The following is a 26106-nucleotide window of genomic DNA, read 5'->3' on the forward strand; positions in this document are numbered from 1 at the left end:
CGAAGCGAGGTTCCGGCATGAGCGAACCGGTCCTGACCGTGGAGGATCTGTCGGTCCGGATCGCCGGGCTGCACATCCTCCAGGGGGTGTCGTTCACGGTCGCGCCGACCGGGGTCACCGTGCTGCTCGGCCGTAACGGGGTCGGCAAGACCACCACGCTGCGCGCCGTCGTGGGGCTGACTCCGCGCAACGGCGAGGTACGCGGCACGGTCCGGATGGGCGCCCGGAGCCTGCTGTCCCAGCGGACCCACCGCCTGGTCCGCGACGGGCTCGGCTACGTGCCGGAGGACCGCTGCGTCTTCGCCGGACTCACCGTCGCGGAGAACCTGCGGCTCGCCGAGCGGCGCGGCACCACCCCGGCGTACGAGCGGGTGTTCGCACTCTTTCCCGAGCTGGATCGGCGTTCCCGGCAGCGGGCCGGTTCGCTCTCCGGCGGGCAGCAGCAGATGCTCGCAATCGGCCGGGTGCTGCTCAACGACAACCGGCTGCTGCTGGTCGACGAGCCGACCAAGGGGTTGGCGCCGAAGGTGGTGACCGAGGTGGCCGAGGTGCTGGAACGGGTCGCGGAGTCCGTACCGGTGCTGCTGGTCGAGCAGAACCTGGCGGTGGTCCGGCGGCTGGCCCGCGACGCGGTGGTGCTCGCCGCCGGGCGGGTCGCCTGGGCCGGTGACGCCCAGGAGTTGCTGTTGGAGACCGGACTGACCCGGTCCCTGCTCGGCGTCGGCTCGGCAGAGGGCCACCAGCCCGCCAGGGTGGCGACCGTCGATCAGCCGGCCGGTGCCGGGTCGACCCCGGAGGACGGCAGCTGATGGACGCGATCATTCTGCTGACGCTGACCGGGCTCGGCCTGGCAGCCCTCTACTTCCTGGTCGCCTCCGGCCTGTCGTTGGTCTTCGGCCTGGCCGACGTGCTCAACTTCGCCCACGGGCTCTTCCTCGGCGTCGGCGCGTACGCCACCTGGTGGGCAGCGGGGAACCTGCCCGGCGCCGGCCCCGACGGCCTCGGCTTCGTGGTCGCGGTCGCCTTCGGGGTGGCCGCCGGCACGCTGATGGCGGTGCTTGTCGAGCTGGTGCTGATCCGGCCGCTTTACTCGCGCACCATCGAGCAGGTGCTGGTCACCGTCGGCCTCTCGCTGGCCGGCGTGGCATTGTTGCAGGCCACCTGGGGTGCGGACGCCCGACCGTTTCCCCGTCCGGCATGGACCCGCGAGGTGACCTCGATCTTCGGCGCGCAGGTGCCCAACGGAGGTCTCCTGCTGATCGTCGCCGCGGCGCTGGTGCTCGGCGCGATCCTCGCCTTCCTCCGCTGGACCCGGTACGGCCTGATCATCCGGGCCGGAGTGGAGAACCGGGAGATGGTGACCGCACTGGGCATCGACGTACGCAAGGCGTTCACCCTGGTCTTCGCCATCGGCGGGGCGGCGGCGGCGTTGGCCGGGGCGCTGGGCAGCGTCTACTTCGGCACCGTCTCGCCGCAGCAGGGCGGCTCGCTGCTGATCTTCGCGTTCATCGTGGTGGTCATCGGCGGCATGGGCTCGGTGGTCGGGTCCGCGTACGCGGCGGTCGCGGTCGGGCTGCTGCAACAGTTCGTCAACTACTACGGCACCTCCGGGCTGGGTGACATCTGCGTGGTGGCGTTGCTGGCCGTGGTGCTGCTGCTGCGTCCGCAGGGCATCGCCGGAAAGGCGGTTACGGCATGACCGAGGTCAAGAGCCCCGAGGTTTCGGCACCACCGGCGGCGGTGCCCGACGAGTTGACCGAGCAACCAGGCCGCTGGGGCCGGCTCCGTCCGTTCCTGCCGCTGGTCGCGCTGGCGGTGGCGCTGATCCTGCCGTACTCGACGCTGCACCTGCCGGGAATCTTCGAGGGCGCGCTGAACTCGCCGGGCACCCTGCAACTGCTCGCCGTGTGTCTGGTCTTCGGCGGTCTGGCGGCCGGTTACGACCTGCTGTTCGGGCGCACCGGAATGCTCTCCTTCGGCCACGCCCTCTACTTCGCCGCCGGCGTCTACGGCACCGACATCCTGATCACCCGGGCCGGGCTGCCGCTGTGGCAGGCCGCGCCGCTGGCCATCGTCGGCGGGACCATCCTCGCCGGGCTGCTCGGTGCCGTGGCGCTGCGTACGGTCGGCATCGCCTTCGCCATGGTGACGCTGGCGTTCGCGCAGGTCGGGGCGATCCTGGTGGCCCGGGACTTCGGTGGCCTCACCGGTGGTGAGGAGGGGCTGCCGCTGGACGTCGCCGGGCTGCCGGACGGGCTGGTCGGGGTCACCAACACGGTCAACCTGTACTGGTTGGCGCTGGCGTATCTCGTGGTGGTGGTCTTCGTGGTGCACCGGGTCAGTGGCTCGCCTACCGGGCGGGTGCTGGCCGGGCTGCGCGACGACGAGCGCCGCATCGGCGTGCTCGGGCTGGATCCGTACCGCTTCAAGCTGGTCGCCTTCACCCTGGCCGGCGGTCTGGCGGCGGCCGGCGGGGCGGTCTACTGCCTGATCGTCGGCGGTGCCTCGCCGCACATCACCAGCAGCGAGCTGACCCTGTCGCTGCTGGTGATGGTGGTCCTCGGCGGGCCGGGTACCCGGTGGGGCCCGGTGCTGGGCGGCATCCTCTACATGTACCTGGACCACCGACTGGTGTCGTTCGGCACCTCCGACGCGGTGAACGCGCTGCCGGCGTTCCTCAGCCGGCCGCTGTCCCAGCCGCTGTTCGTGCTCGGCACGGTCTTCATCCTGGCCGTCTACTTCTTCCCCGGTGGCCTGGCCAGCCTCGCTCCTCGCCTGGCCCTGCTCCGTGACTCCCTGCGTACCGGCTCCCGACCCCAGGGTTGATCAAGAGGGCGGCGGGACGGCACGGACGGCGTGCCGTCCCGCCGCGCTAGCCTCATGATCGGTGGCCGGGCCGGCGTTCGGTCCGGCCGGTCGGGCATCCGGCTGGTCACCGTCGCGCTACGGCAGAGCGGTGGCGGGTCCGGACGGGCCCGTGCGGGACAAGCAGCGGCGGGGAGGACGGCATGAGCGAGCGGTTGGCCGTGGTCAGCGGCGGCGGTACGGGGATCGGGGCGGCGGTGGCACGGGCGCTCGTCCTGGACGGGTGTTCGGTGCTGGTTCTGGGCCGGCGCGCGGAGGTGCTCAGGGCGACCGTCGAGCGGATCGGAGCCGAATCTGGCCGTCCCGAGGCGATCCGTGCCGTTACGGCGGACCTCACCGACCCCGACCAGGCGGTGAAGGTGGTCGAGGCGGTGGGTGGTCGGCCGGTCGACGTGCTGGTCAACAACGCCGGTGGCTACCACAGCGCGGACAGTGACACGCTTGCCGGGATCGCCGCGAACTGGCGAGCGACCCTGGACACCAACGTGCTCACCGCGGTGCTGCTCACCGAGGCGTTGCGACCGGCGCTGCGCCGGCCCGGCGGGCGGGTGATCCTGATCAGCTCCATCGCCGCGCAGCGCGGTGGCGGAGACGCGTACTCGGCGGCGAAGGCGGCGCTGCACGGCTGGGCGTACAGCCTCGCGGCCCAGCTCGGGCCGGACCAGATCACGGTCAACGTGGTCAGCCCGGGCTACGTCGCGGAAACCGAGTTCTTCGACGGCCGGATGACCCCCGAGGGCCACGCGCAGCGGGTGGCCGCGACCCTGGTCGGCCGGGCCGGATTGCCGGACGACGTCGCCGAGTCGGTGCGCTACCTGGCCAGCCCCGCCGCCGGCTACGTCACCGGGCAGGTGCTCGGCGTCAATGGCGGGTCGGTGCTCGGCCGCTGACCGGTCAGCCGTTCAGCAGGTCGTACGCGGCGTTCGGGGCCTGCTGGGCCTGCTCCTCGGTGAATGCGACGACGGCGGGAGCGGCACCGAAGTCGAAGTACTCGACCACGTACTCGGACGCCTTCTTCTTGCCGGCCGGCGGGATCTCCAGCGTCAGCGAGGACAGGTTGCCGTCCGCGCCGACCACCGCGCTGAGCGGAAGCTGCCCGTCGGTGTCGTCGAGCGCGGCCACGCCCTCCAGGGCGTCAGCCAGCTCCGGCACCACGGACAGGTCCACCACACCGGTGTACGTCCCGGGCTCACCGGCCTGGACATCGGAGGCCGCGCGGATGATCGCGTCGGCGTTGCCCGGGTCGGTGCCCTCGTAGGTGGGCAGCGAGTCCGGTCCCTCGATCTTCGCCGAATCCAGCTCCATCCACTTCGTGGGCAGCTTCATCAGCTTCTGGATGTCCTTGGCGCCCTTGAAGTTGACCTTCATCCAGGTGCGTGACTCGACCATCCGGAAGGACATCTCAAGCGTGAAGTCCTTGTCCTTGGTGACCGTGTCGATGTCCATGCCCCGGTTCGCCGGGTCGACCACGCCGGAGACGTTCCCGGAGGAGTCGCTTGTGGTGAAGCGGAAGGCCGGGTCCTGTTCACCCGGCACGGCCGCCAGCAACTCCTGCTTGGGGTCCGGCGGCGGTGGAGCCGCCGCCGGGGTGGCCTCGTCGTCGCAGCCGGCCACCACGGTCGCGGCCAGCAGGGCGGCGGCCACGGCCGCGAGACGCCGGGTCGTGGCGGTGGTGCCGGTTCGCTGAGTCATCTCGTCTCTCTCTCCGGTATCGAACGGGAATGGTAGAACACACTCCCGGCCGCGGTGCGGTTCTGCTGCCGCACCGCTGGTAGAAACGTCGGATGGGCCAGGAACGGACGGCGGTACGGCAGCGGGCCGAGGCGGTGCTCCAGCGGCTGGCCGGCGCGCAGGCCCGGCTCCGCGAGGACCAGTGGCGGGCGATCGAGGCGCTGGTGGTGGATCGGCGACGGGTGCTCTGCGTGCAGCGCACCGGGTGGGGCAAGTCGGCGGTGTACTTCGTGGCGACCGCGCTGTTGCGTCAGCGCGACGGCGACGAGGCGCGGATCCCCGACCCGGCCGGCCCCACCGGGCCGACGGTCATCGTGTCGCCGCTGCTGGCCCTGATGCGTAACCAGGTCGACGCCGCGGCCCGCGCCGGCATCCGGGCCCGCACCATCAACTCGGCGAACCTGGACGAGTGGGACGCGATCACCGCCGAGATCCACGCCGGCACGGTGGACGTGCTGCTGATCAGTCCGGAACGACTGAACAACCCGGATTTCCGGGACGCCGTACTGCCGAAGCTGGCCGCCACCACCGGTCTGCTGGTGGTCGACGAGGCGCACTGCGTGTCGGACTGGGGGCACGACTTCCGGCCGGACTACCGCCGGCTGCGCACCTTCCTCGGTAACCTGCCCGACCGCACCCCGGTGCTCGCGACGACCGCCACCGCCAACGCCCGGGTGACCCGGGACGTGGCCGAGCAACTGGGCACCGAACCGGCCACGGCGGCCGGGCCGCGACCGGACGTCCTGGTGCTGCGCGGCAGCCTGGACCGGGAGTCGCTGCGGTTGGGCGTGCTCGACCTGCCGAGCCCGGCGCACCGGCTCGGTTGGCTCGCCGACCACCTGGATCGGCTCCCCGGTTCCGGCATCGTCTACACGTTGACGGTGGCCTCGGCGACCGAGACCGCCGAGTTCCTCCGCTCACGCGGTTGGGCGGTGGCCGCGTACACCGGGCAGGCCGAGGACGCCGACCGTCGCGCCGCCGAGCAGGACCTGCTGGACAACAAGATCAAAGCACTGGTGGCCACCAGCGCGCTCGGCATGGGCTTCGACAAGCCGGATCTCGGCTTCGTCGTGCACCTCGGGGCGCCGCCGTCGCCGATCGCGTACTACCAGCAGGTCGGCCGGGCCGGGCGGGCCGTCGAACATGCCGAGGTGCTGTTGCTGCCCGGCGCCGAGGATGCGGCCATCTGGCGGTACTTCGCCTCACTGGCCTTTCCGCCCGAGGAGCAGGTCCGCGCGGTGCTGGCCGCATTGCACACCGACCGGCCGCTGTCCACGCAGGCACTGGAACCCCTGGTGGACCTGCGCCGGGCCCGGTTGGAACTGATGCTCAAGGTGCTCGACGTGGACGGCGCGGTCCGTCGGGTGCGGGGTGGCTGGCTCGCCACCGGCGAGCCCTGGACCTACGACGAGGCCCGGTTGCGTCGCGTCGCCGCCGCCCGCAGCGCCGAACAACAAGCCATGGTCGAGTACGCGGCGACGACCGGCTGCCGGATGCGTTACCTGCGCGAATGCCTGGACGATGCGGAGGCGGTCGACTGCGGTCGGTGTGACCGTTGCGCCGAGCCGCTGTTCCCGCCCGAGGTGTCGGCGGCCGCGCTGACCGCCGCGCAGACCTTCCTCGGCCGCCCCGGGGTGCAGGTCGCGCCGAAGAAGCTCTGGCCGACCGGGCTGGAGGCGGTCGGCGTACCGCTGAAGGGGCGCATCGCCCCGACGGAACAGGCGCTGCCGGGCCGCGCTGTCGGCCGGCTGTCGGATCTCGGCTGGGGCGGTCGGCTGCGCGGGCTGGTCGGCCCGGACGCGCCGGACGGCCCGGTGCCCGACGACGTGGCCGCCGCCGTCGTCGAGGTGCTCAAGGCGTGGGCGCACGGTGACGACCCCTGGCCGGACCGCCCGGCTGGGGTGGTCGCGGTCGGCTCCCGGACCCGTCCGGCGCTTGTCGGTTCGCTGGCCGAGCGGATCGCCGCCGTCGGCCGGCTGCCGCTGCTGGGCCAGGTGATCCCCACCGGGTCGGTGGCCGCCGACGGTCCGCGTGGCAACAGCGCGCAGCGGGTACGCGCCCTGCACGGCACCCTCACCGTCCCCGACCGTCTCGCCGAGGCCGTCGCCGACTTGGACGGCCCGGTGCTGCTGGTGGACGACCTGGTCGACTCCGGCTGGACCATGACGATGGCGGCCCGGGAACTCCGCCGCGCCGGCGCCACCGGCGTGCTGCCGCTCGCCCTCGCCGTCGCCGCCTGAGGTGCGACCGGAACCACGATCCGGTCGGCTCGCCGGGTGTCCGATCGGCCCGGCGGTACCGTGGGCGCATGGCTGACCAGGCACCCGAGGCGCCGGCGCTCGGGTCGGTACGCACCGCCGAGCGACCAGTCGCCGGCCAGGACTCCGGCGCGACTCCGGCCCGCCAGGCGCCGGCCTCGGCCGTACCGGATCGCGCCACGCTGCGGTTGGCCCTGGTGGTCGGCGGGCTGGTGCTGGCGGTGCTGCTCGGATTCGGGCTCGGACGGATCAACGGGGGCGGTGGCCCCACGGCGGCCGGCGGCACCGACAGTGCGCTGGCCGATCACCCCCACGCCCCCGGTGCCGGCGCCCACTCGCACGATGCCGATCAGGACGCGGCGGCCGAGGCCGGCGGCCTGGCCGTCAGCCGCGACGGCTACACCCTGGCCCCGTTGACCGCCGAGTTCACCGTCGGTCAGGCAGGTGAGCTGCGATTCCAGATCCGGGACGGGCAGCGGCGGCCGGTAACCCGGTTCGCGGTGGTGCACGACAAGCCGATGCACGTGATCGTGGTGCGTCGGGACCTGTCCGGCTATCAGCACCTGCATCCGACCATGGCGGTGGACGGCACCTGGTCGGTGCCGCTCACGCTGCCGTCACCCGGCGTCTGGCGCGCGTACGCCGATTTCACCGCCGTCGCCGACGACGGCCGGCAGACGGCGACGACGCTCGGGGTGGATCTGGCCGCGCCCGGCAGCTACACGCCTCGTGACCTGCCCACACCGGCGACCACGGCCAGGGTCGACGACTTCACCGTCACGTATCAGGGGGTTCCCCAGCCCGGGCTCACCGTGCCGGTCGACTTCCGGATCACGGGGGCGGACGGCGCCGGCCCGACGCTGGAGCGCTACCTCGGCGCGTACGGCCACCTCGTCGCGTTGCGTGAGGGCGACCTCGGCTATCTGCACGTGCACCCGGAGGCGGAGCTGGTCGACGGGGCGATCCGGTTCTGGCTGACCACACCGGGGACCGGACGGTACCGCCTCTACCTGGACTTCGCGACGGGGGGCGAGGTACGCACGGCAGAGTTCACGGTGTCGGTGCCTTAGGCCCTGGGTCAGCCCGCCGTCCGGCGCATCGGTGCGGCGGTGGGGTCCGCCGGCCGGCGGACCGGCCGTCGGGCGAGGTAGCGCAGCAGGTCGCGGATGTGGTGTTTCTCTTCCGCCGGCACCGCCGGATCCGCCAACCGTTGCAGGATCACCCGCACATCGGCCTCCACCGGGCCGTCGTCGCCGCGTCGCCAGGACCCGGGGCCCGCGTCGGGCAGACCGAGGGCGCGGAAGGCAGCCGCCACCGGCAGATCGAGCGCGGCGCAGAAGCCTCGGACCTTGGCCAGTTCGGGATAGTCCTGCCAGTCACCGGCGAGCCAGCGGAAGACGGTCGAGCGACCGACACCGGTGTGGGCGGCCAGGTCGGTGACCGTCCAGCCGCGCTCCTCGCGGGCATCGTCGATGGCACGGCGCACGAAACGCGCGAAGGCCATCTGCGGCGAAACCTCTGCCGAACCCATCCGGTGGGTCTTCCCTCCCGACCGGCACCCGACGGTGCGCTCTTCGAGAGTAGTACGGGAACGTTGCCGGACAATTGACTGATCGACCAGACGATTTCGGTGGCGGGCGGCGATTCCGTCACACCGTCGGCGGCAGCTGCGGAAGCAGCGTCTCCAACCGGGGTGTGACCTGCCACTGGGCGACCAGGTCCCGGTACTCCGTGCGTTGGGCGGCGGTCGGCTCGGCACCGGTTCGCCGGGCCCGGATGAGCAGGTTCCGGGGGGTGTGCGCGGAGTCGACGAACTCGACCACCTCGGCCCGGTAGCCGTGCAACCGGAGCAGCCCGGCCCGCAACGCGTCGGTGAGGACGTCCGCGAAGCGCTCCCGCAGGATGCCCTGCCGGGTGAGCAGGTCGTACGGCCCCGGTGCCGGCCGGTTACGCAGCTGCGTCGCGACGTCGTGGTGGCAGCACGGCGCGGCGAGCACCCAGCGGGCGTGCCAGCCCACCGCCCGGGCCAGCGCCTCATCGGTGGCGGTGTCGCAGGCGTGCAGTGCGAGCACCAGGTCGGGCGACGGTTCGACAGCCGCGTCGGCGATCGTGCCGGCGACGAAACGCACCCGTCCGGCCCAGCCCAGCCGCTCGGCCAGCTCGGTGTTGCGGCGGCGCTGGTCGTCGCGTACGTCCACACCCACCAGCTCGACGTCGAGGCCCGACCGGGACAGATAGCGGTACGCGGCGAAGGTCAGGTACGCGTTGCCGCAACCCAGGTCCACCACCCGCAGCGGTCGGTCCAACTGCCCGGCCAGCCCGTCCGGGAGGGTGGCGGTCAGCGCTCGCAGGAACGCGTCCACCTGCCGTCGCTTGGCCGCCGAGCCGCCGATCTCGGCGAAGAGCGGATCGCCCGGATCGAGCAGGTACTCCTTGGTCCGGTCGTGCCCGGTTGCTACCGCTGGAGCGGCCGACCGGCTCGCCGTGCTGCGGTGCACCTGGGCCTCACCCGACTTGGTGACCCGCAGTTGCAGGGTGGCGTCGGCGGTCTCCACATGCCAGTTGCCGAACGGCTCGGCCAGCAGCGCCTCCACCGCGGCGTCCGCCTCCGGCCCCGGGCTCAGGTTTCGGGTGTGTGGCCGGGCTCCGTCGGAGGTGGAGATCTGCAACCGCTGACCGGCCTTGAGGGCGACGGGCCGCAGCTCGGCCCGGATCACCGAGGGACGCTGGCCGCGCCGCCGTCCGGCCGCCACGGCCCGGGTCAGGGCCGGTCCGAGCAGCATCGAGCGGACCTCGGCCAGGGCGGAGTCCAGTGGTTCGGGCATCGCTCCATCTTTCGGGGAGGACTTGGCGGCATCGTCAGCTGTGCAGGGGTCCACGACCCCGGCACTGCCCATCAGCCAGCTCTGCTTCAACCGACGCACAGGTTTCGGCATAGCCGGTGCGTGGAGTGAAGCAGAGCAAAGGGGCCGGACAGCAAGCACCGCCCGGGCGGCGACGGGTCGCGCCAGCGGCGCTGGCAGCTCTCCGCCGCCTCGGGCGGTACGTGGTCAGTCGGTGGTCGCCTCGGCCGGCGTACCGCTGTCGGCTGCGGCACCACGGCGGCGTCGGCGGCGGCGTGGGCGCGGAGCAGCTTCACCGGCGCCGTCCTCGCTGCGGTCGGTGGTCGCCTCGGCGGGGGCGCCGTCGACGGCCGTCGACACGATCTCGGCGCCCGCCGCCGCCTCGCCGGCCCGGCGACGCCGACGACGCCGGGGAGTACGGGTGCCTTCCTCGGCGTCACTCGCGGTGGCGTCGGTCGGCGTGGTGTCGGCACCGTCCTGCCGGCGCCCGCTGCCGCCGCGTCCGCGCCCGCCGTCACCACGACCGCCGTCGCCGCGACTGCCGTCGCCGCGACTGCCGTCGCCGCGACCGCGGCGGCGGGTGCCGCGCGGCTCGCCCCGCCGGGAGCGGCCCCCACCCAGGTCCTCCTCGACCTCGGCGGCCAGTCCCGCACGGGTGCGTTCCGCGGTCGGCAGGGTGCCGGTGACCTCGGTGGAGATGTGCAGGTCGGTGTAGAGATGCGGCGACGTGTGGTACGTCTCCGGCGGCTCGGGCATGTCCAGGCCGAGCGTCTTGTCGATGATCCGCCAGCGGGGCATGTCGTCCCAGTCGACGAAGGTCACCGCGACACCGCTCGCGCCGGCCCGACCGGTCCGGCCGATCCGGTGGGTGTAGGTGTCCTGGTCTTCCGGACAGTCGTAGTTGATCACGTGGGTGACGCCGCTGACGTCGATGCCCCGGGCCGCCACGTCGGTGGCGACCAGAGTGTCGATCTTTCCGGCCCGGAACGCCCGCAGGGCCCGTTCGCGGGCCCCCTGACCGAGGTCGCCGTGCACCGCCGCGACCGCGAAGCCACGGAAGTCCAGGTCCTCGGCGACGCGGTCGGCGGCCCGCTTGGTCCGGGTGAAGATGATGGTCAGGCCACGGCTCTCGGCCTGGAGGATCCGGGCCACAATCTCGATCTTGTTCATCGAGTGGGTGCGGTAGACAAGCTGTTCCGTCTGCGGCGACGGGCCGGTCTCGGCGGTGTGCCCGGCGTGGATGGTGATCGGGTGGCGCAGGAAGCGTCGGGACAGCGTCACGATCGGATCCGGCATGGTCGCGGAGAAGAGCATGGTCTGCCGGTCCTCCGGCAGCATCGCCAGGATCCGCTCGACGTCGTCGAGGAAGCCGAGGTCGAGCATCCGGTCGGCCTCGTCCAGCACCAGTGCGCGTACCCCGTGCAGGCGCAGATGCTTCTGCTTGGCGAGGTCCAGCAGGCGGCCGGGAGTGCCGACGAGGATCTCCACGCCCTTGCGCAACGCCTCGATCTGCGGCTCGTACGCGACGCCGCCGTAGATCGGCAGCACCCGTACGCCCCGGGTGCGGCTGGCGGCGGCGATGTCCTTGGCAACCTGGATGCCCAGCTCGCGGGTTGGTACGACGACCAGGGCCTGCGGCAACCCGTCGCCGCCCTCGTCGGGTGCGAAGACCCGCTCCAGCAGCGGTACGCCGAAGCCCAGGGTCTTGCCGGTGCCGGTCGGCGCCTGCCCGATCAGGTCTGCCCCGCGAAGCGCGATCGGCAGTGCGTACTCCTGAATGGCGAAGGCGCGGGTGATACCGGCCGCGGCCAGCGCGTCGACGGTCTCGGCGCGCGCGCCGAGCTCGGCGAAGGTCGGTGCCTCCGGTCGGACCGGGGCGGTCGGGGCCAGTTCCTGGCCGTCGATAATGTCTTGAATCGGCTCACTCATATGGATTTGGGGGTGCCCTCTCGTGGGTGCGCCCCGTCATGTCCTCAGGGCGCGTTCGGTATGGCGCGGGCCACACGGTCGGCGGCAGAGAGCCGAGCGGACCGGGCCGCACGCGCGCCGTGGGTCGGACTTCGACCGGATCGGAGTTGACTCCAGCCGGATCGGCACCTACGGCAACTCCTCCATGCTACCTGAACGGGCCAAACAGCGTCCCGATTCCGTGGGGGGCGGTGGCGGCGCAAAGGTTTGTAAGTGACCTGTATCACAGTTTCCCGGGATGCGGGGGCCCGCGCGGGCCTGCCGGTACCCCGGCCGGACGGTAGCCTGCGCACGTGTCCGCCCCCACTCCGCCCGGCCACGCCGTCGCCGACCTGCTCGGTCTGGTGGCCCTCGGTGAACTGCTCGCCTTCGACCGGATGGCGGCCGACGCCCGGCTCGCTCCCGACCTGCGCCGCCGGGCCGCATTGAGTGAGATGGCCGCTGCCGAGATCGCCAACTACCGGCGGGTGGCCGACCGGCTCGCCGCGCTCGGCGTGCCGCCCGACGACGCGATGGCTGCGTACGTCATGCCGTTGCAGGCGTACCACGACTCGACCGAGCCCCGCGACTGGGCGGAGGCGGTCACCAAGGCGTACGTCGGTGATGCGATCACCGATGACTTCCTTCGGGGGATCGCGGTCGCGCTGGGCGAGCCCGACCGTCAGCTGGTCCTCGACGTGCTGCACGAGTCGCGGTACGCGGAGTTCGCCGCCGCCGAGATCCGGCTGGCGGTCGAGGCCGATCCGACCGTGGCGGGCCGCCTGTCGATGTGGGCTCGACGTCTGGTCGGCGAGGCGCTGTCCCAGGCGGGGCGGGTCGCCACCGCCGACCATGGGGCCCTCACCATGCTGATCGCCGCAGGTGGTGATGTCGATGTGACGGAATTGTTCCGGCGGCTGACCGCTGCGCACACCGCGCGGATGGCCGCCGTCGGGCTCAACAACTGAGGCGCAACGACTGAGTTGGGCGCAACGTCTGAGCAGAGACCGGCAACAGGGCGGTGTGGCGAGACAGCCCGCCCCGCCGGTCCTGTCGCCGGTCTGTCAGAACGTCAGCGGACGGTGAAACCGACCGCCCGAGGGGATGCCTCGGCGATCTCGACGTAGGCGACCTTGCCGACCGGCACGATCACCCGCCGCCCCTTCTCGTCGGTCAGGGAGAGAGTGCCCTCGCCCCTGGCGACGGCGTCGGTCACGATCCGCTCGATCTCGGCCGGCGACTGTGCGCTCTCCAGGACCAGCTCGCGCGGCGCGTACTGCACGCCGATCTTGACCTCCACTGTGCCTCCTCCATCGGGCGAAATGGCCGCCCTGCGAAGGCTATCCGATCACAAGGTCGAAGGTCAGGCTGACTCACCTTGCAGCGGGAAGCTGGCGATGCCCCGCCAGGACAACGCCGCGACCAACGCCTCGGCCTCGGCCTTGGGCACCTGGCGGCCGCCGGCCAACCAGAACTGCGCGGCGGTCTCGGCCGCGCCCACCAGGCCCGAGGCGAGCAGTTCGGCGTGCGCCCGGCTGACCCCGGTGTCGGAGATGATCGTGTCGGTGATCGCCGCGATGCAGCCCTGCTCGACCCGCTCCACGCGTTGCCGCACGGCCGGATCGTTGCGCAGATCCGACTCGAAGACCAGGCGGAAGGCTTCGCTCTCGTGATCGACGAAGTCGAAGTACGCCCGCACCGACGCGCTGACCCGCTCCTTGTTGTCGGTGGTGCTCGCCATGGCGTCGTGCACCTTGGCGACGATCGCGTCACAATGCGTGTCGAGCAGCGCGAGATAGAGCTCCATCTTGCCGGGGAAGTGTTGGTAGAGCACCGGCTTGGAGACCCCGGCCCGCTCGGCGATGTCGTCCATGGCCGCAGCGTGGTAACCCTGCGCGACGAACACCTCCTGAGCAGCGGCAAGTAGCTGCTTGCGGCGCGCCGAACGGGGCAGGCGCGTGGGTCGGCCGGCGGTCTGGGCGCCGTTCCCCACAGCGGTCATGGGAACCTCCGAGGTTGTCGTACGGGCCGGCATATCACCCGAACCGGTCGGGGCCCCTCGGCCCCTCGCGGAATTGGCCCGCCGCTGTAACTTATCGCCACTGTCGCCACACGGTAGCCTCAGCGGGGGCGACCAAGGAGCGCGCGGTGAGTGAAACAGGGCAACCCGGTGCCGCCACCCCGGGAGAGCACGGCGACGGGACGGGTCAGCACGATGACCTGGCCCGTTCCGGCAACGGGTGGGCGCCGCCACCGGTCGACTGGTCGTGGGGTCCCGAGGTCGTGCCCGGTTCCGAAGCGACCAGGCCGCGGCCGGAGTCCCCGTCCGGTTGGGCCACCGCCTCGTCACGCCACGCCGACCTGCCCGCTCCTGTCGGTGAGCAGGCGGAGCCGGAGCGGCCCGTGCGGGTCAACGGCAACCACGTCAACGGCCACCGGACGAACGGCACACCCGTCGCGGACCAGACGCCGGCCAACCGGCACGCCCCGGTCAGCGCACCGCCCGGCCTGCACGGGCCGGGTCAGGATCCCGGCAAGGACCGGCTTGTCGTACCGGCCCCACGCCCGGCGCCGTCCGGCGAGGTGCCGGTGACCACCGGCCCCGGTCTGCCGACCTCGTCGCCCCCGGCCGTGCAGGTGCCGCCCGTCGGCACCGCTCCCTCCGGCTTCGAGATGCCACCCGGCCTGCACGCGCCCACCGCCGAACGGTCCGGTGAGGGCCCGACCGGTGGCCGGCAGCAGAGCTGGGACGACGGATTCCCGCCGGAGTCGGTCGGCGAGCCCTGGCCGACCGCGCCGGTCGCCGATCAGGTCGGCGGGCCGGCCGACCAGCATTCGGCCGGCACCGACCAGCCCGCCCGTTGGTCGGACGCGCCGGGCGGCATCGACCAGCCCGCCCGCTGGTCGCCTGCCGACCAGCCCGCCGGTGATCCGGACCGACCCAGCTGGGCCCAGCCCGGCCCGGCCCGCGACTGGGCGCCGCCGTGGGCGCGCGACGACGGTGAGTCCGCCGACCGCCGGTCCCGTGAGGTGCCGGCCCGGAACTGGGCCAGCGAGCCCAGCCGCCCGTACGAGCCGGTCCGCGCCGAGCCGACCCGTCCGTACGAGCCGGTCCGTGCGGAGCGGCCCCGGCCGTACGAGACCCGCCGGGATGCCGAGCCTCCGGAAGGCGTGTCACCCGCCGCGCCCGAGCCCGGGGACAAGGCGGCCGCCGTCGAGCCGACCAGCGCACCCCCGATCCCGCAACCGCCCTCGTGGGCGCGTGCGTCCGAGCTGCCGCCGGCCGAGGAGCGTCCATCCTGGGCGCTGCCCGCGGCCAGCGGCGATCCGACAAGTGCCCCGCCGGCCCTCCAGCGGCCGTCGTGGGCGCGTGCGCCGGAGGTGCCGCCGGTGGAGGAGCGTCCGTCCTGGGCGCTGCCGCCGGTCAGCGGCGCACCGGCGAACGAGGGCCTGCCTTGGGGTACGCGGAACGAGGAGGCCCCGTCCTGGGGCAACCGGTCCGGCGGCCAGCCGACCGACGAGCGTCTGCCGTGGGCGCTGCATCCGGCCAGTTCCCCGCCGGCCGGCACGCCATCCGGTGCCGCCGATCCGACCAGCGCTCCACCGGCCGGAACCCGGTCGACCGCCCCCATCGGCAGCGCGCCGCAGCCTGACCCGCCGAGTCGGCGGGAGACCCTCGATCCCGGCTCGACGCCACCGGTCGCCGAGGCCCGGTCGGCCGCCGATCCGCCCGGGTATCGCCCGTTCCGGCTGCGGCCGGTTCCGGACGAGCCGACACCCACGCCCGTCTCTGCTCCCGCCCCGCCGGATCCGATCACCGGGCCGGCCGCGACCGACCAGGTTCCGGGTGAGCCCGGCCGCCGCGAGCGCACCCCCTCTGCGCCCGTCCCGACGAGTGCAGCCCCCTATGCGGCACGCCGGTCCGCGCCCGATCCGGTGCCGTCGACCGAGTCGGCCGGCGACCGATCGCAGGACAGCACCACGGCGGTGTTGCCGCAGCGCGTCCCTGCCGAACCGGACGTGCCCGTCGTGCCGGAGCCGCCAGCTGTGGAGCCACCCGCCGAAACCCCGGAACTCGCCCGGATCGCCACTCATCTCCGCCGTGACGACGAGCCGGCCACGCTGCGGGACCGGCCCGAGGGCTTCGACGTCAACGCGATTCTCGCCGCTGTCCGAGGAGTCGAGGGCGTCCGCGACGCCGCCCTGCGGCGTACCCCCGCCGGGGCGCACAGCCTGCGCCTCGACCTCGCCGACGGGGCCGACCCGGCCGAGGTGAGCCGACACGTCGCGCGACTGTTGCAGGAGCGGATGGGGCTGGCTGCGGCACCGCGTGGCCTGCCCGGAGTGGCCGCTGCGCCGGTGCGGCGACGCGCTGCGGAGAGCCGGAGCGAGGCGAGCGAGACGCGCCCGGTCGCCGAGCCACGGCGTCCGTCCGCCCGACCCGGTGGCACCCGGACGGAGACTCCGCCGAGCCGGCCGGAGACCGTTCCGGAGACGACCCGGCGGCGCCGGCAGTCCCCGGCTCCGCACCGGGGCCGGGCGGTCGTGGACGAGTCGGGTGTGCCGGGCAGTCCGGCGACCCTCGGTGCCTCCTACTCCGGTGGGCAACTCACCACGACCGAGTCCGCGCCGTCGCGGCCGCTGGACACAGGGGGAGTGCCGGGCCCCCGGGTGGTACTCGACCACGTCCAGGTGAGCACGTTCGGGCTGGACGCCAACGTCGAGGTCCGGCTGGTCGCGGGCGATCACAACGCCTCGGGGTACGCCACCGGGCCGGCCGTGGACGGCTTCGTGCTGCGGTTGTGCGGCGTCGCGGCGGCGGCGGCGATCGACGAGCTGCTCTGTGCCGCCGTTCCCACGGCGGAACGTGGACGGTGCTTCGTGGAGCACGCCGCGGTGGTGCCGTTCGGCAACTGCGAGGTGGCCACCGTGGTGGTGCTGCTGGTCTGCGACGGCTGGGTCGAACAGTTGGCCGGTTCCGCGCTGGTGGCCGGCGATCCCCGGCAGGCGGTGGTACGCGCCACCCTGGCCGCCGTCAATCGTCGGCTGGAGGCGCTGCTGGCGTGAGCCGTTCCAGGCAAACTGGAACGGTGAAGCCTGCCACCCTCTGGCCCGAAGGGCTGCTGCCCGCCCACTCGGTTCCGCCGCCCTGGCCGGGGCGCGAGGTGCGACTCGACGGCGCGGTCACCTACGTCCGGGAGACGCCGGCCACCGGACCGGACGCCGAACCAGCGTTGTACGTGCACGGCCTGGGCGGCTCGTCGCAGAACTGGACCGACCTGGCCGGCCTGCTCGCCGAGCGGCTGGACGGTCAGGCGATCGACCTGCCCGGCTTCGGCCGCAGCGAGCCGGGCCGGCGCTACACCGTGCCGGTCTTCGCAGACCGGGTGATCCGCTGGATCGAGCACTCCGACCGCGGGCCGGTGCACCTGCTCGGCAACTCGCTGGGCGGTGCGATCTCGGTGCGGGTGGCCGCCCTCCGGCCGGATCTGGTCCGGACGCTGACCCTGGTGTCGCCGGCCCTGCCGTTTCTCGACTTCCGCCGGTCGTTGCAGGGACGGATGCTGCCGCTGCTGGCGATCCCCCGCGGCGAACGGGTGGCCGCCTGGCGGCTGGCCCAACTCGCGCCGGAGGTGATGGCGCAACAGGTCATGGAGGCGTGTGTGGCCGATCTCAGCCGGATCAGCGACCAGCGTCGGCGCGAGGCGCTGGAGGAGATCCGGGTCCGCTACGAGGCGGAGCACTACGCGGCGGCCTACGTGCGGACCTTTCGTGGCCTGGTTTCCAGCTTCGTGCGGTCGTACCTGCCCGGGTCGGGCTCGCTGTGGCGGATGGCGGGTACGGTGCGGGCGCCGTCGCTGGTCATCGGGGGACGGCAGGACCGGCTGGTCGACGTGCGGGTGGCGCCGCAGGCCGCCCGGGTGATCCCGGACAGCCGCCTCCTGATGATCAACGGTGTCGGTCACGTGGCTCAACTTGAGGTGCCACGCCTGGTGGCCCGGGCCGTGCTGGGGCTGCTCGCCGAGGCGGTGGAACCCGCCCACGGGGCCGACCTGGCAGGATGACCGGGTGCACAGCCCTGGTAGCCATCCTCGATCGGTTCGTTCCGCTGGCCGGCACGCCGTCCGGCGCGGGTCTCCCCACCATGATCGAGCGGCGGACCAGACCGTGTCCGACGAGGGCGGGCGGCGTCGTAGGCGGCCCGGGACGGGTGCGCTGATCCGGCTGGCGGTGCTGGTGGCCGCCGTCGGCGCCGTGGTGACGATGGTGGCCGGCGGCACCGGTGTGGGCTCGGGGGCGGCCGACGAGGTCGACCCGGTGGTGTCCGGGCCGCCCGTGGCCCCGTCGTCCATGGCGCCTGTGGAGACGCCGTCGTCGGTGGCGGTGTCCCCGTCGCCCGCGCCACCGGTCCTGCAGGAGCCCGGTTCGATCCCGTCGACCGGCCCGGGTCGGTTCGGCTATGACGACCGGACCGGCCCGGTGCTGGGTACGGCCGGTGACCTCCGGCGTTACCGGGTGGCGGTGGAGCCCGGCGCCGGCGTGGACGCGGGCGAGTTCGCCCTGGCGGTGCGGACGGCGCTGGCCGGCCCGGGCAGTTGGGTCGGCGGCGGCCGGCTGCGGCTGCGGCAGGTCGAGCGCACCGCTCGTCACGACTTCACCGTCTATCTGGCCACGGCCGGGACGGCGGGCCGGATGTGCGCCGCCGGGGGTGTGGACATCCGGATCGGTGGCCGGCCGTACACCTCCTGCCGCGCGCAGGGGAAAGTGATCATCAACCTGGACCGGTGGCGGCTGTCGGTGCCGCACTTCGTCGAGGCCGACGTGCCGCTGTCGCTGTACCGGACGTACGTGGTCAATCACGAGGTCGGGCACGAGTTGGGTAACCGGCACGAGCGTTGCCCGGGGCGTGGCAAGCCGGCGCCGGTGATGATGCAGCAGACGCTCTTCCTCAAGGGGTGCGTCGCGAACCCGTGGCCGTACCTGGACGGCCGGCGGTACGCGGGCCCGCCGCTCTGAGCGGATCCCTGCTGAGCGCGCCCAGTCGATCAATATGTGGTGATGTGCCGGAATAAGGTGCGACGATGACGTCATGCCCTCTTCACCCCTTTGGCGCGATTGTCGGCGCTCGGGCGACCCGCCGGAGCCCGACGATCGGCACCACGGCCCAGCGGTCCCGTACCAGGTGATCGTGACGCTGGGCATGGTGCTCGTGCTGGCCGCCACCGCGGCGGTGCTGCTGGCCCGGACCGGTAAGCGGGTGGCCGCCCCGGACCAGGGCTTCGGCAACCGGATCGCGTCCGGCGCGGGAGGTGACGAGCGGATCGAACCGAGCCGGTATCCATGGGCGGGCGTCGGCAGCTTCACGGTGGCCGGTGACCACTCGCCGGTGCACGGCGAGGACGGTCCGGTGGCCCGCTACCGGGTCGCCGTCGAACGGGGCACCGGCCAGGATCCGGCTGCCTTCGCCGCCGCGGTCGACGGGGTGCTGGCCGACGCGCGTAGCTGGATCGGCACCGGCCAGCTGCGCGTGCAACGAATCGCCGAGGCGGAATCGGCCGACTTCACCATCTACCTGGCCACCCCGCGCACCTCGGAGGCGATGTGCGCCGAGGGGGGCCTGAGCACCGAGGGCTACACCTCGTGCCGGCTGCCCGGGCAGGTCATCATCAATCTGGCCCGGTGGCTGGAGGCGGTGCCGGACTACGGCGCACCGCTGGAGGTCTACCGGGCGTACGTCATCAACCATGAGGTCGGGCACGAATTCGGGGAGGGGCACGAGGCGTGTCCGGCACCAGGCGACCCGGCGCCGGTCATGCAGCAGCAGACGTACGGCCTGGACGGCTGCCTGCCGAACGCCTGGCCGATCCTTGACGGGCGTCGGTACGCCGGCGAGTTGATCGGCTGACCACGGCGGCGGCAAGCGCCGACGGCCCGACGGTATTCCCGCTCCCGCATAGCGGGCGACGTGTCCCTGCTCATGGTCGATGGGCGCGTCGCCGAGCGACAATGGCCCGGTTGCCCACCATCGATCCCGGGGAGTCCACCGTGTCGCTGCCCCCGCTCGTCGAACCCGCCGCCGAGCTGACCGTTGACGAGATCCGCCGCTACTCGCGCCACCTGATCATCCCGGACGTCGGGGTGGAGGGGCAGAAGCGGCTGAAGAACGCCCGGGTGCTCTGTGTCGGCGCGGGTGGCCTCGGTTCGCCTGCCCTGATGTACCTGGCCGCCGCCGGTGTCGGCACGCTGGGCATCATCGACTTCGACACCGTCGACGAGTCCAACCTCCAGCGCCAGATCATCCACGGGGTCTCCGACGTCGGACGCTCGAAGGCCGAGTCGGCCGCGGCAAGCATCCGCGAGATCAACCCGCTGGTGAATGTCGAGATCCACAACACCGCGCTGGACCGGGACAACGTCCGCGACATCTTCGCCCAGTACGACCTGATCGTCGACGGCACCGACAACTTCGCCACCCGCTACATGGTCAACGACGCGGCGGTGCTGCTCGGCAAGCCGTACGTCTGGGGGTCGATCTACCGCTTCGACGGCCAGGCGTCGGTGTTCTGGGCCGAGCACGGCCCCTGCTACCGGTGCCTCTACCCGGAGCCCCCGCCGCCGGGCATGGTGCCCTCCTGCGCCGAGGGCGGGGTGCTCGGTGTGCTCTGCGCCTCGATCGGCTCGATCCAGGTCAACGAGGCGATCAAGCTGCTCGCCGGCATCGGTGAGCCGCTGGTCGGCCGGCTGATGGTCTACGACGCCCTGGAGATGAGCTACCGCAAGATCAAGGTCCGGAAGGATCCGAACTGCGTGCTCTGCGGGGAGAACCCGACGCTCACCGACCTGATGGAGGACTACGAGGACTTCTGCGGCGCGGTGTCGGTGGAGGCTCAGGAGGCGGTGGTCGACGCGACCATCACCGCGTCCGAGCTGAAGGAGTGGCAGGACGCCGGCAAGGACATCTTCCTCGTCGACGTCCGGGAGCCGGCCGAGTACGAGATCGTCCGCATCCCCGGGGCCACCCTGATCCCCAAGGGGGAGATCCTCTCCGGTGAGGCGCTGTCCAAGCTTCCGCAGGACCGGCAGATCGTGCTGCACTGCAAGTCCGGCGTCCGCTCCGCCGAGGCGTTGGCCGCGTTGAAGGCGGCCGGTTTCCGCGATGCGGTGCACGTGCAGGGGGGCGTGCTCTCCTGGATCAAGCAGATCGATCCGTCGCTGCCCGCCTACTGATCCGCAGCCGAGGGGCCCCTCCGCCGTGTCCAATGGGGGAGGGGCCCCTCGCCGCTACCCTGCCGTCGGTCGGATCTCACCTATCCGTCCTCCTGAGGCGAGATCACGTTTGCGCCGGTAGCGTGGCCGCCGTGGTCGACATCGACGCCGCGATCGGGTTCGTGGTGGCTCACGGAGATGCGGTGGAGCGTGCCCGCCTGTCCTGGCTGCGTACCGGCACGCAGCCACCGCCGGAGGTGCTCGACAGCGCCGAGGTCGGGCAGACACTCGGCGGCGGCTGGCCGGCGTCCTGGGGTGACGAGGTCGCCTCGGTCGACGCGACCTGTTTCCGGCTCGCGGAACTGGACGACCTGGGCGCGCTGGGCCGCCCGAGCGCTCGCCGGGCTCTGGACTGGCTCGCCGCCGGCCAGCAGCGCGACGGCAGCTGGGAGGAGGATCCGGCCCTCGCGGACTCCGCGCCCGAGTGGGCCCGGCCGGGTGACCCGGAGGCGCGGTTGTACCTGACCGCCAACGCCGCCTTCTGGCTGACGGTGGCGGGCCTGGACGCGCGGGCCGCCGGGCCGCTGGACCACCGGGTCGGCGGGGCGTACGCCGGGGTGGTGCAGGCCGCCAGCCAGGCGCTCGCCGCCCAACTGCGCCCCGACGGCAGCTGGCCGTCCTTCCTGGCCGCCGGTTGGCTCAGCGCGGCCGTCCTGCACCGGCAGCAGATGTTCTACGAGTCGGCGCAGATCAAGGCGGTGTTGGCGGAGCGGTTGCCGCAGGCGTCGGCGGCCGATGCCGCCTGGCTCGCGGTGACGCTGCGCCGGGTGGGCGTCGATCATCAGGAGTGGACGCTGGTGGCCGCCCGACGCCGGCTCACCGAGACGCAGCGCAGTGACGGTGGCTGGAGCAGCGACGACGGCCACCAGTTCGACGTGCACGCCACCCTCGCCGTGATCCGCGCCTTCCGCTGACCCCAGCCTCCGCGCAGCCCTCCCAGCGTTGATCATGAGGTTAGCAGCGCAGAAAGCGCTTACCAGGACGGCTAACCTCATGATCAACGAGGAAGGGTGGGAGTGGTCAGGGGCGGAGGTGGCCGGTGCCGGTGACGACGTACTTGGTGCTGGTCAGCTCGGGGAGGCCCATGGGGCCGCGGGCGTGCAGCTTCTGGGTGGAGATGCCGATCTCGGCGCCGAAGCCGAACTCGCCGCCGTCGGTGAACCGGGTCGAGGCGTTGACCATCACGGCCGCCGAGTCGACCCGGGCCACGAACTCCCGGGCGGCCGGCTGAGAGTCGGTGACGATCGCCTCGGTGTGGCCGCTGCCGTACCGCCGGATGTGTGCGACCGCCGCGTCCAGCGAGTCCACGACGGCGGCGGAGATGTCGGCGGCGAGGTATTCGGTGCCGAAGTCCTCGTCGGTGGCCGCAACCACGGCTTCGGAGTGGGCCGCTACCCGTGCGTCGCCGTGCACGGTCACCCCGGCCTCGGCGAACGCGGCCAGCATCGCCGGCAGGAAGGCGTCGGCGACGTCGGCGTGCACCAGCAGCGACTCGGCCGTGTTGCAGGTGGACAGGCGCTGCGTCTTCGCGTTCAGGGTGATCGCGACCGCCATCGACACGTCGGCGGCGGCGTCCACGTAGACGTGACAGTTGCCCACCCCGGTCTCGATCACCGGCACGGTCGACTCCTCGACCACCGTGCGGATCAGCGACGCCCCGCCGCGCGGGATCAGCACGTCGACCAGGCCCCGGGCCCGCATCAGCTCCTTTACGGAATCGCGGGAGCTGGCGTCCACCAGTTGCACCGCGTCCGCGGGCAGACCGGCACCGGCGATAGCGTCCCGCAGCACCGTCACCAGCGCCGCGTTGGAGTGCGCGGCCGAGGAGGAGCCGCGCAGCAGCGCCGCGTTGCCGGCCTTCAGGCAGATCCCGGCGGCGTCCACGGTCACGTTGGGCCGCCCCTCGTAGATGACGCCGACCACCCCGAACGGCACCCGGATCTGCCGCAGTTCCAGCCCGTTGGGCAGGGTCGAGCCCCGGACCACCTCGCCCACCGGGTCGGGCAGCGCGGCCATCTGGCGCAGCGCGTCGGCGATGCCGGCCACCCGCCCCTCGTCGAGGGCGAGCCGGTCCAGCACGGCCGCGCTCAGCCCGGCGTCGCGTCCGGCCGCCAGGTCCGCGGCGTTCGCGGCCAGGATCTCCGGCGTACGCGCCACCAGCGCGTCGGCCATCGCGTGCAGCGCGGCGTCCTTGGCGGTACGCGTCGTCACCGCCAGCGCCTCCGCTGCCGTTCGCGCCCGGCGGGCCTGCTCGCTCACGTTCATCTCCCCACTCCTTCCACGTTCCCACTCACAGCAGCACCAGGTCGTCGCGGTGGACGACCTCCCGTTCGTACGCCGGGCCGAGCGCCGCGGCGAGGTCGGCGGTCGACCGCCCGAGCAGGCCGGGCAGCTCGATCGCGTCGTAATTGACAAGCCCTCGGGCCACCGGTGCGCCGGAGGTGTCGACGAGGTCGACCGGGTCGCCGGCGGTGAAGGCGCCGTCCACGGCGGTGATCCCCGCGGGCAGCAGCGACTTGCGCCGCCCCACCACCGCGGCGACCGCGCCCGGATCGAGGTGCAGCCGGCCCCGGGGCGCGGTGGCGTGGGCGAGCCAGAACAGCCGGGCCGCGGGTCGCCGGAGACTGGGGTGGAAGAAGGTGCCGACCGGCTCACCGGCCAGCGCGGCGACCGCCTGGGCGGCGGAGGTGAGCACCACCGGGATGCCGAAGCCGGTGGCGATCCGGGCCGCTTCCACCTTGGTCACCATGCCGCCGGTGCCGACCCCCGCGCGGCCGCTGCCGCCGATCTCGACACCTACCAGGTCGGCCTCGTCGCGTACCTCGGGGATGCGGCGGGCGCCGGGTCGGGTCGGGTTCCCGGTCCAGAGCGCGTCGACGTCGGAGAGGAGCACCAGCAGGTCGGCGTCGACCAGCGCGGCCACCAGCGCGGCCAGTCGGTCGTTGTCGCCGAACCGGATCTCCTCGGTGGCGACCGTGTCGTTCTCGTTGACGATCGGCACCGCCCGCAGGTCGAGCAGCTTGCGCAGGGTGCGGTACGCGTTGCGGTAGTGGGCCCGTCGGGTCACGTCGTCGACGGTGAGCAGCACCTGGCCGACGGTACGGCCGTGCCGGGCGAAGGCGGCCGCGTACCGCCCGATCAGCAGGCCCTGGCCGACGCTGGCGGCGGCCTGCTGGGTGGCCAGGTCTCGCGGTCGCCGGGGCAGACCGAGCGGGGCGAGGCCGGCGGCGATCGCGCCGGACGAGACCAGCACCACCTCGCGGCCGTCAGTGGCCCGTAGGCCGAGGGCGTCGACCAACGCGTCGACCCGCCCGTCGTCCAGCCCGCCGCTGGCGGTGGTCAACGAGGAGGACCCGATCTTGACAACGACCCGCCGGGCCGCCGTGACTGCGTCGCGCACCCGCCCATTCTGCGCTGTCGTCGCGGCGTGGCCTGTCGCCGTTCCCATAGTCTGGCCGCTTGTGACACCTGACGAGTACGTCGAGGCGGTGCTGGAGCTGGTCGACCGGATCCCATCCGGCCGGGTGATGTCGTACGGGGCGGTGGCCGACGCGCTGGCCGATCGCTCCGGGCGGACGTCGGCGCGGCTGGTTGGGGCGATCATGGCCCGCCACGGTGGCGGGGCTCCGTGGCACCGGGTGGTGAACGCGTCCGGCGGGCTGCCGCCCCGGCTGGCCCGGGAGGCGCGGGCGCGTTGGCTCGCCGAGGGGACGCCGCTGCGCGGTACCGGGGTGGACATGCGGACGGCCGCGTGGTGGCCCGGGTAGGGGATGTGACCCCCGCCATAACGTGAGTAATATTCGGCCTCATGACCGCGCCGCCGGGTGGCTCCGGCCCACCGCCCACCCCCGGACAGCCCGCGCAGAGCCCAGCCCCACCGGACGTGCTGCCCAGGGGGGTGCACGCCGGCTATGCGCTCGGTTCGCTGGCGACCGGGGCCTTCGGCACCGTGCCGGGTCTGCTGCTGCTGCCCTATCTGACCGACACCCTCGGGGTGGCCGCTGGCGTGGCGGCCCTGCTGGTGCTGCTGCCGAAGGCATGGGACGTACTGGTCAACCCGGTCGCCGGGCGGATCTCCGACCGCACCAGGTCGCGGTGGGGCGCCCGTCGTCCGTACCTGCTTTTCGGCGGGCTGGCCCTGGCCGTGCTCTTCGGGGCCATCTTCGCCGCGCCGTTCGGCGCCGGTCCCGCCGCCGGGGCGTACGTCGCCGTCGCCTTCCTGGCCACCGCGACCGCGTTCGCCTTCTTCCAGGTGCCGTACGTGGCGATGCCGGCCGAGCTGACCAGCGACTACGCCGAACGTACCCGGATGATGACCTGGCGGATCGCGGTGCTGGCGCTGGCCATCCTGGTCGCCGGTGCGGTGGCGCCGCTGGTGCGTGATGCGGCCGGCGGAGGTGTACCCGGACACCGTTGGATGGGTGTCTTCGTGGCCGCCCTCATCGCGCTCGGGGCCGTCGGTGCCTTCCTCGGCACCCGGTCCGCTCCGCAGGGCGCGGTCGGCGAGAGCGAGCCGAGCCTGCGGGCCCAACTGACCGTCGCGGCCCGCAGCCGGCCCTTCCGGGCGCTGTTGCTCTGCTTCGTGGTGCAGTCCGCCGGGGTGGCCACGATCCTCGCCGGGGTCCAGTACTTCGCCGATCACGTGCTGCGGGACTCGACGACCGGCCCGACCGTGCTCTTCGTCTGTTTCGTCGGCCCGGCGCTGGTGGTCATGCCGCTCTGGTCCCGGGTGGGTGCCCGGGTGGGCAAGCTCGCGGCCCTGGTCGCCGCGTCGCTGATCCTGTCGGCCGGCGGACTGGCGCTGGTTGCCGCGCCGGTGCTGCCCACCGCCGTGGTCTACCTGCTGGTCGCGGTGCTCGGCGTCGGGTATGCCGGTCAGCAGGTCTTCGCGCTGGCCATGCTCCCGGACTGCATCGCGTACGACACGGTGCGCACCGGGCGTCGGCAGGCCGGCGTCTTCACCGGCGTGTGGACGGCCGGCGAGACCTTCGGACTGGCCCTGGGCCCCGGCATCTACGGACTGGTCCTCGCCACCACCGGCTACGTCTCCTCCACCACCGGTACCGCCGCCACCCAGTCCGACACCGCCCGCCTCGGCGTCCTGCTCGGCTTCACCATCCTCCCCGCCCTCCTCATCGGCCTGGCCACCCTCCTGCTCCGCCCCTACGACCTAACCCCCGCCCGCCTCTCCACCC

23 protein-coding genes are annotated in these 26106 nt (G+C 73.0%); 15 read left to right on the forward strand and 8 right to left on the reverse strand.

Features of this window, described 5'->3' with window-relative positions; all coding sequences use genetic code 11:
- The first annotated feature begins 17 nt into the window (after nt 1-17).
- The 4 genes from KBX50_RS16265 (at nt 18) to KBX50_RS16280 (ending at nt 3755) form a co-directional block, all read left to right on the forward strand.
- Nucleotides 18-809 carry an ABC transporter ATP-binding protein gene (locus KBX50_RS16265; RefSeq protein WP_247673807.1) on the forward strand — a complete coding sequence of 264 codons (792 nt, stop codon included), beginning with the start codon at nt 18-20 and terminating at the stop codon, nt 807-809.
- Entirely contained in the window at nt 809-1699 is an 891-nt protein-coding gene (locus KBX50_RS16270; protein WP_093403525.1) for a branched-chain amino acid ABC transporter permease, read from the forward strand. The genes KBX50_RS16265 and KBX50_RS16270 overlap by 1 nt, the downstream gene beginning before the upstream one ends.
- A complete protein-coding gene (locus KBX50_RS16275; protein WP_210937855.1) occupies nt 1696-2826 on the forward strand; it encodes a branched-chain amino acid ABC transporter permease in 1131 nt (376 codons plus the stop codon). Before KBX50_RS16270 ends, KBX50_RS16275 begins: the two co-directional genes overlap by 4 nt.
- Nucleotides 2827-3008: 182 nt before the next feature.
- Entirely contained in the window at nt 3009-3755 is a 747-nt protein-coding gene (locus KBX50_RS16280; RefSeq protein WP_210937856.1) for an SDR family NAD(P)-dependent oxidoreductase, read from the forward strand.
- Between the two features lie 4 nt (nt 3756-3759).
- Here KBX50_RS16280 and KBX50_RS16285 read toward each other — a convergent pair whose 3' ends face one another.
- Complete coding sequence (locus KBX50_RS16285; protein ID WP_210937857.1) at nt 3760-4557, reverse strand: hypothetical protein; 798 nt, start codon at nt 4555-4557, stop codon at nt 3760-3762.
- A 92-nt stretch (nt 4558-4649) separates the two neighbouring features.
- Between KBX50_RS16285 and KBX50_RS16290 the strand changes: the two genes are divergently transcribed.
- On the forward strand, nt 4650-6836 hold the full coding sequence (locus tag KBX50_RS16290; protein ID WP_210937858.1) for an ATP-dependent DNA helicase RecQ: 2187 nt from the start codon (nt 4650-4652) through the stop codon (nt 6834-6836).
- A gap of 68 nt (nt 6837-6904) precedes the next feature.
- Nucleotides 6905-7924 carry a hypothetical protein gene (locus KBX50_RS16295; RefSeq protein WP_247673808.1) on the forward strand — a complete coding sequence of 340 codons (1020 nt, stop codon included), beginning with the start codon at nt 6905-6907 and terminating at the stop codon, nt 7922-7924.
- A gap of 8 nt (nt 7925-7932) precedes the next feature.
- On the opposite strand, the gene KBX50_RS16300 is transcribed toward KBX50_RS16295, so the two are convergent.
- The 3 genes from KBX50_RS16300 to KBX50_RS16310 all read right to left on the reverse strand — a co-directional run bounded on the left by KBX50_RS16300 (nt 7933) and on the right by KBX50_RS16310 (nt 11626).
- Nucleotides 7933-8385, reverse strand: coding sequence for a helix-turn-helix domain-containing protein (locus tag KBX50_RS16300; protein WP_210937859.1), 453 nt, complete (start codon nt 8383-8385; stop codon nt 7933-7935).
- 118 nt (nt 8386-8503) lie between these two features.
- Nucleotides 8504-9679, reverse strand: a complete 1176-nt coding sequence (locus KBX50_RS16305; protein ID WP_210937860.1) for an SAM-dependent methyltransferase — start codon at nt 9677-9679, stop codon at nt 8504-8506.
- Between the two features lie 225 nt (nt 9680-9904).
- Entirely contained in the window at nt 9905-11626 is a 1722-nt protein-coding gene (locus tag KBX50_RS16310) for a DEAD/DEAH box helicase (protein ID WP_210937861.1), read from the reverse strand.
- Nucleotides 11627-11958: 332 nt separating this feature from the next.
- Here KBX50_RS16310 and KBX50_RS16315 point away from each other — a divergent pair, with 332 nt between their 5' ends.
- Nucleotides 11959-12612 (forward strand): ferritin-like fold-containing protein, encoded by a 654-nt coding sequence (locus KBX50_RS16315; protein ID WP_210937862.1) that lies wholly within the window; start codon nt 11959-11961, stop codon nt 12610-12612.
- Between the two features lie 104 nt (nt 12613-12716).
- On the opposite strand, the gene KBX50_RS16320 is transcribed toward KBX50_RS16315, so the two are convergent.
- Complete coding sequence (locus KBX50_RS16320) at nt 12717-12944, reverse strand: DUF3107 domain-containing protein (protein ID WP_093403539.1); 228 nt, start codon at nt 12942-12944, stop codon at nt 12717-12719.
- Between the two features lie 63 nt (nt 12945-13007).
- Nucleotides 13008-13646 (reverse strand): TetR/AcrR family transcriptional regulator, encoded by a 639-nt coding sequence (locus tag KBX50_RS16325; protein ID WP_093403541.1) that lies wholly within the window; start codon nt 13644-13646, stop codon nt 13008-13010.
- A gap of 146 nt (nt 13647-13792) precedes the next feature.
- On the opposite strand from KBX50_RS16325, the gene KBX50_RS16330 reads away from it, so the two are divergent.
- The 6 genes from KBX50_RS16330 to KBX50_RS16355 all read left to right on the forward strand — a co-directional run bounded on the left by KBX50_RS16330 (nt 13793) and on the right by KBX50_RS16355 (nt 21825).
- On the forward strand, nt 13793-16711 hold the full coding sequence (locus KBX50_RS16330; protein WP_210937863.1) for a hypothetical protein: 2919 nt from the start codon (nt 13793-13795) through the stop codon (nt 16709-16711).
- A 23-nt stretch (nt 16712-16734) separates the two neighbouring features.
- A complete protein-coding gene (locus KBX50_RS16335; RefSeq protein WP_210937864.1) occupies nt 16735-17709 on the forward strand; it encodes an alpha/beta fold hydrolase in 975 nt (324 codons plus the stop codon).
- Between the two features lie 103 nt (nt 17710-17812).
- Nucleotides 17813-18661 carry a DUF3152 domain-containing protein gene (locus KBX50_RS16340; protein ID WP_307870974.1) on the forward strand — a complete coding sequence of 283 codons (849 nt, stop codon included), beginning with the start codon at nt 17813-17815 and terminating at the stop codon, nt 18659-18661.
- A gap of 172 nt (nt 18662-18833) precedes the next feature.
- Entirely contained in the window at nt 18834-19550 is a 717-nt protein-coding gene (locus KBX50_RS16345) for a DUF3152 domain-containing protein (protein WP_307870975.1), read from the forward strand.
- Nucleotides 19551-19651: 101 nt separating this feature from the next.
- Entirely contained in the window at nt 19652-20872 is a 1221-nt protein-coding gene (gene moeZ, locus KBX50_RS16350) for an adenylyltransferase/sulfurtransferase MoeZ (protein ID WP_210937866.1), read from the forward strand.
- Nucleotides 20873-20904: 32 nt separating this feature from the next.
- A complete protein-coding gene (locus KBX50_RS16355; RefSeq protein WP_247673809.1) occupies nt 20905-21825 on the forward strand; it encodes a prenyltransferase/squalene oxidase repeat-containing protein in 921 nt (306 codons plus the stop codon).
- Between the two features lie 106 nt (nt 21826-21931).
- On the opposite strand, the gene KBX50_RS16360 is transcribed toward KBX50_RS16355, so the two are convergent.
- Together KBX50_RS16360 and proB are read right to left on the reverse strand one after the other, a co-directional pair.
- The gene (locus KBX50_RS16360) at nt 21932-23176 is read right to left on the reverse strand and encodes a glutamate-5-semialdehyde dehydrogenase (protein ID WP_210937867.1); all 1245 of its coding nucleotides are present in this window, start codon (nt 23174-23176) and stop codon (nt 21932-21934) included.
- A 25-nt stretch (nt 23177-23201) separates the two neighbouring features.
- Nucleotides 23202-24359, reverse strand: a complete 1158-nt coding sequence (gene proB / locus KBX50_RS16365; protein ID WP_247673810.1) for a glutamate 5-kinase — start codon at nt 24357-24359, stop codon at nt 23202-23204.
- Between the two features lie 13 nt (nt 24360-24372).
- Here proB and KBX50_RS16370 point away from each other — a divergent pair, with 13 nt between their 5' ends.
- Both KBX50_RS16370 and KBX50_RS16375 read left to right on the forward strand, forming a co-directional pair.
- Nucleotides 24373-24678: an MGMT family protein gene (locus KBX50_RS16370; protein ID WP_210937869.1), complete on the forward strand. Its 306-nt coding sequence runs from the start codon at nt 24373-24375 to the stop codon at nt 24676-24678.
- Nucleotides 24679-24719: 41 nt separating this feature from the next.
- The coding region (locus tag KBX50_RS16375) for an MFS transporter (RefSeq protein WP_210937870.1) at nt 24720-26106 on the forward strand (1387 nt) is incomplete at its 3' end.

It is taken from the genome of Micromonospora sp. C51, assembly GCF_018070435.1.
GTDB lineage: Bacteria > Actinomycetota > Actinomycetes > Mycobacteriales > Micromonosporaceae > Micromonospora > Micromonospora sediminimaris.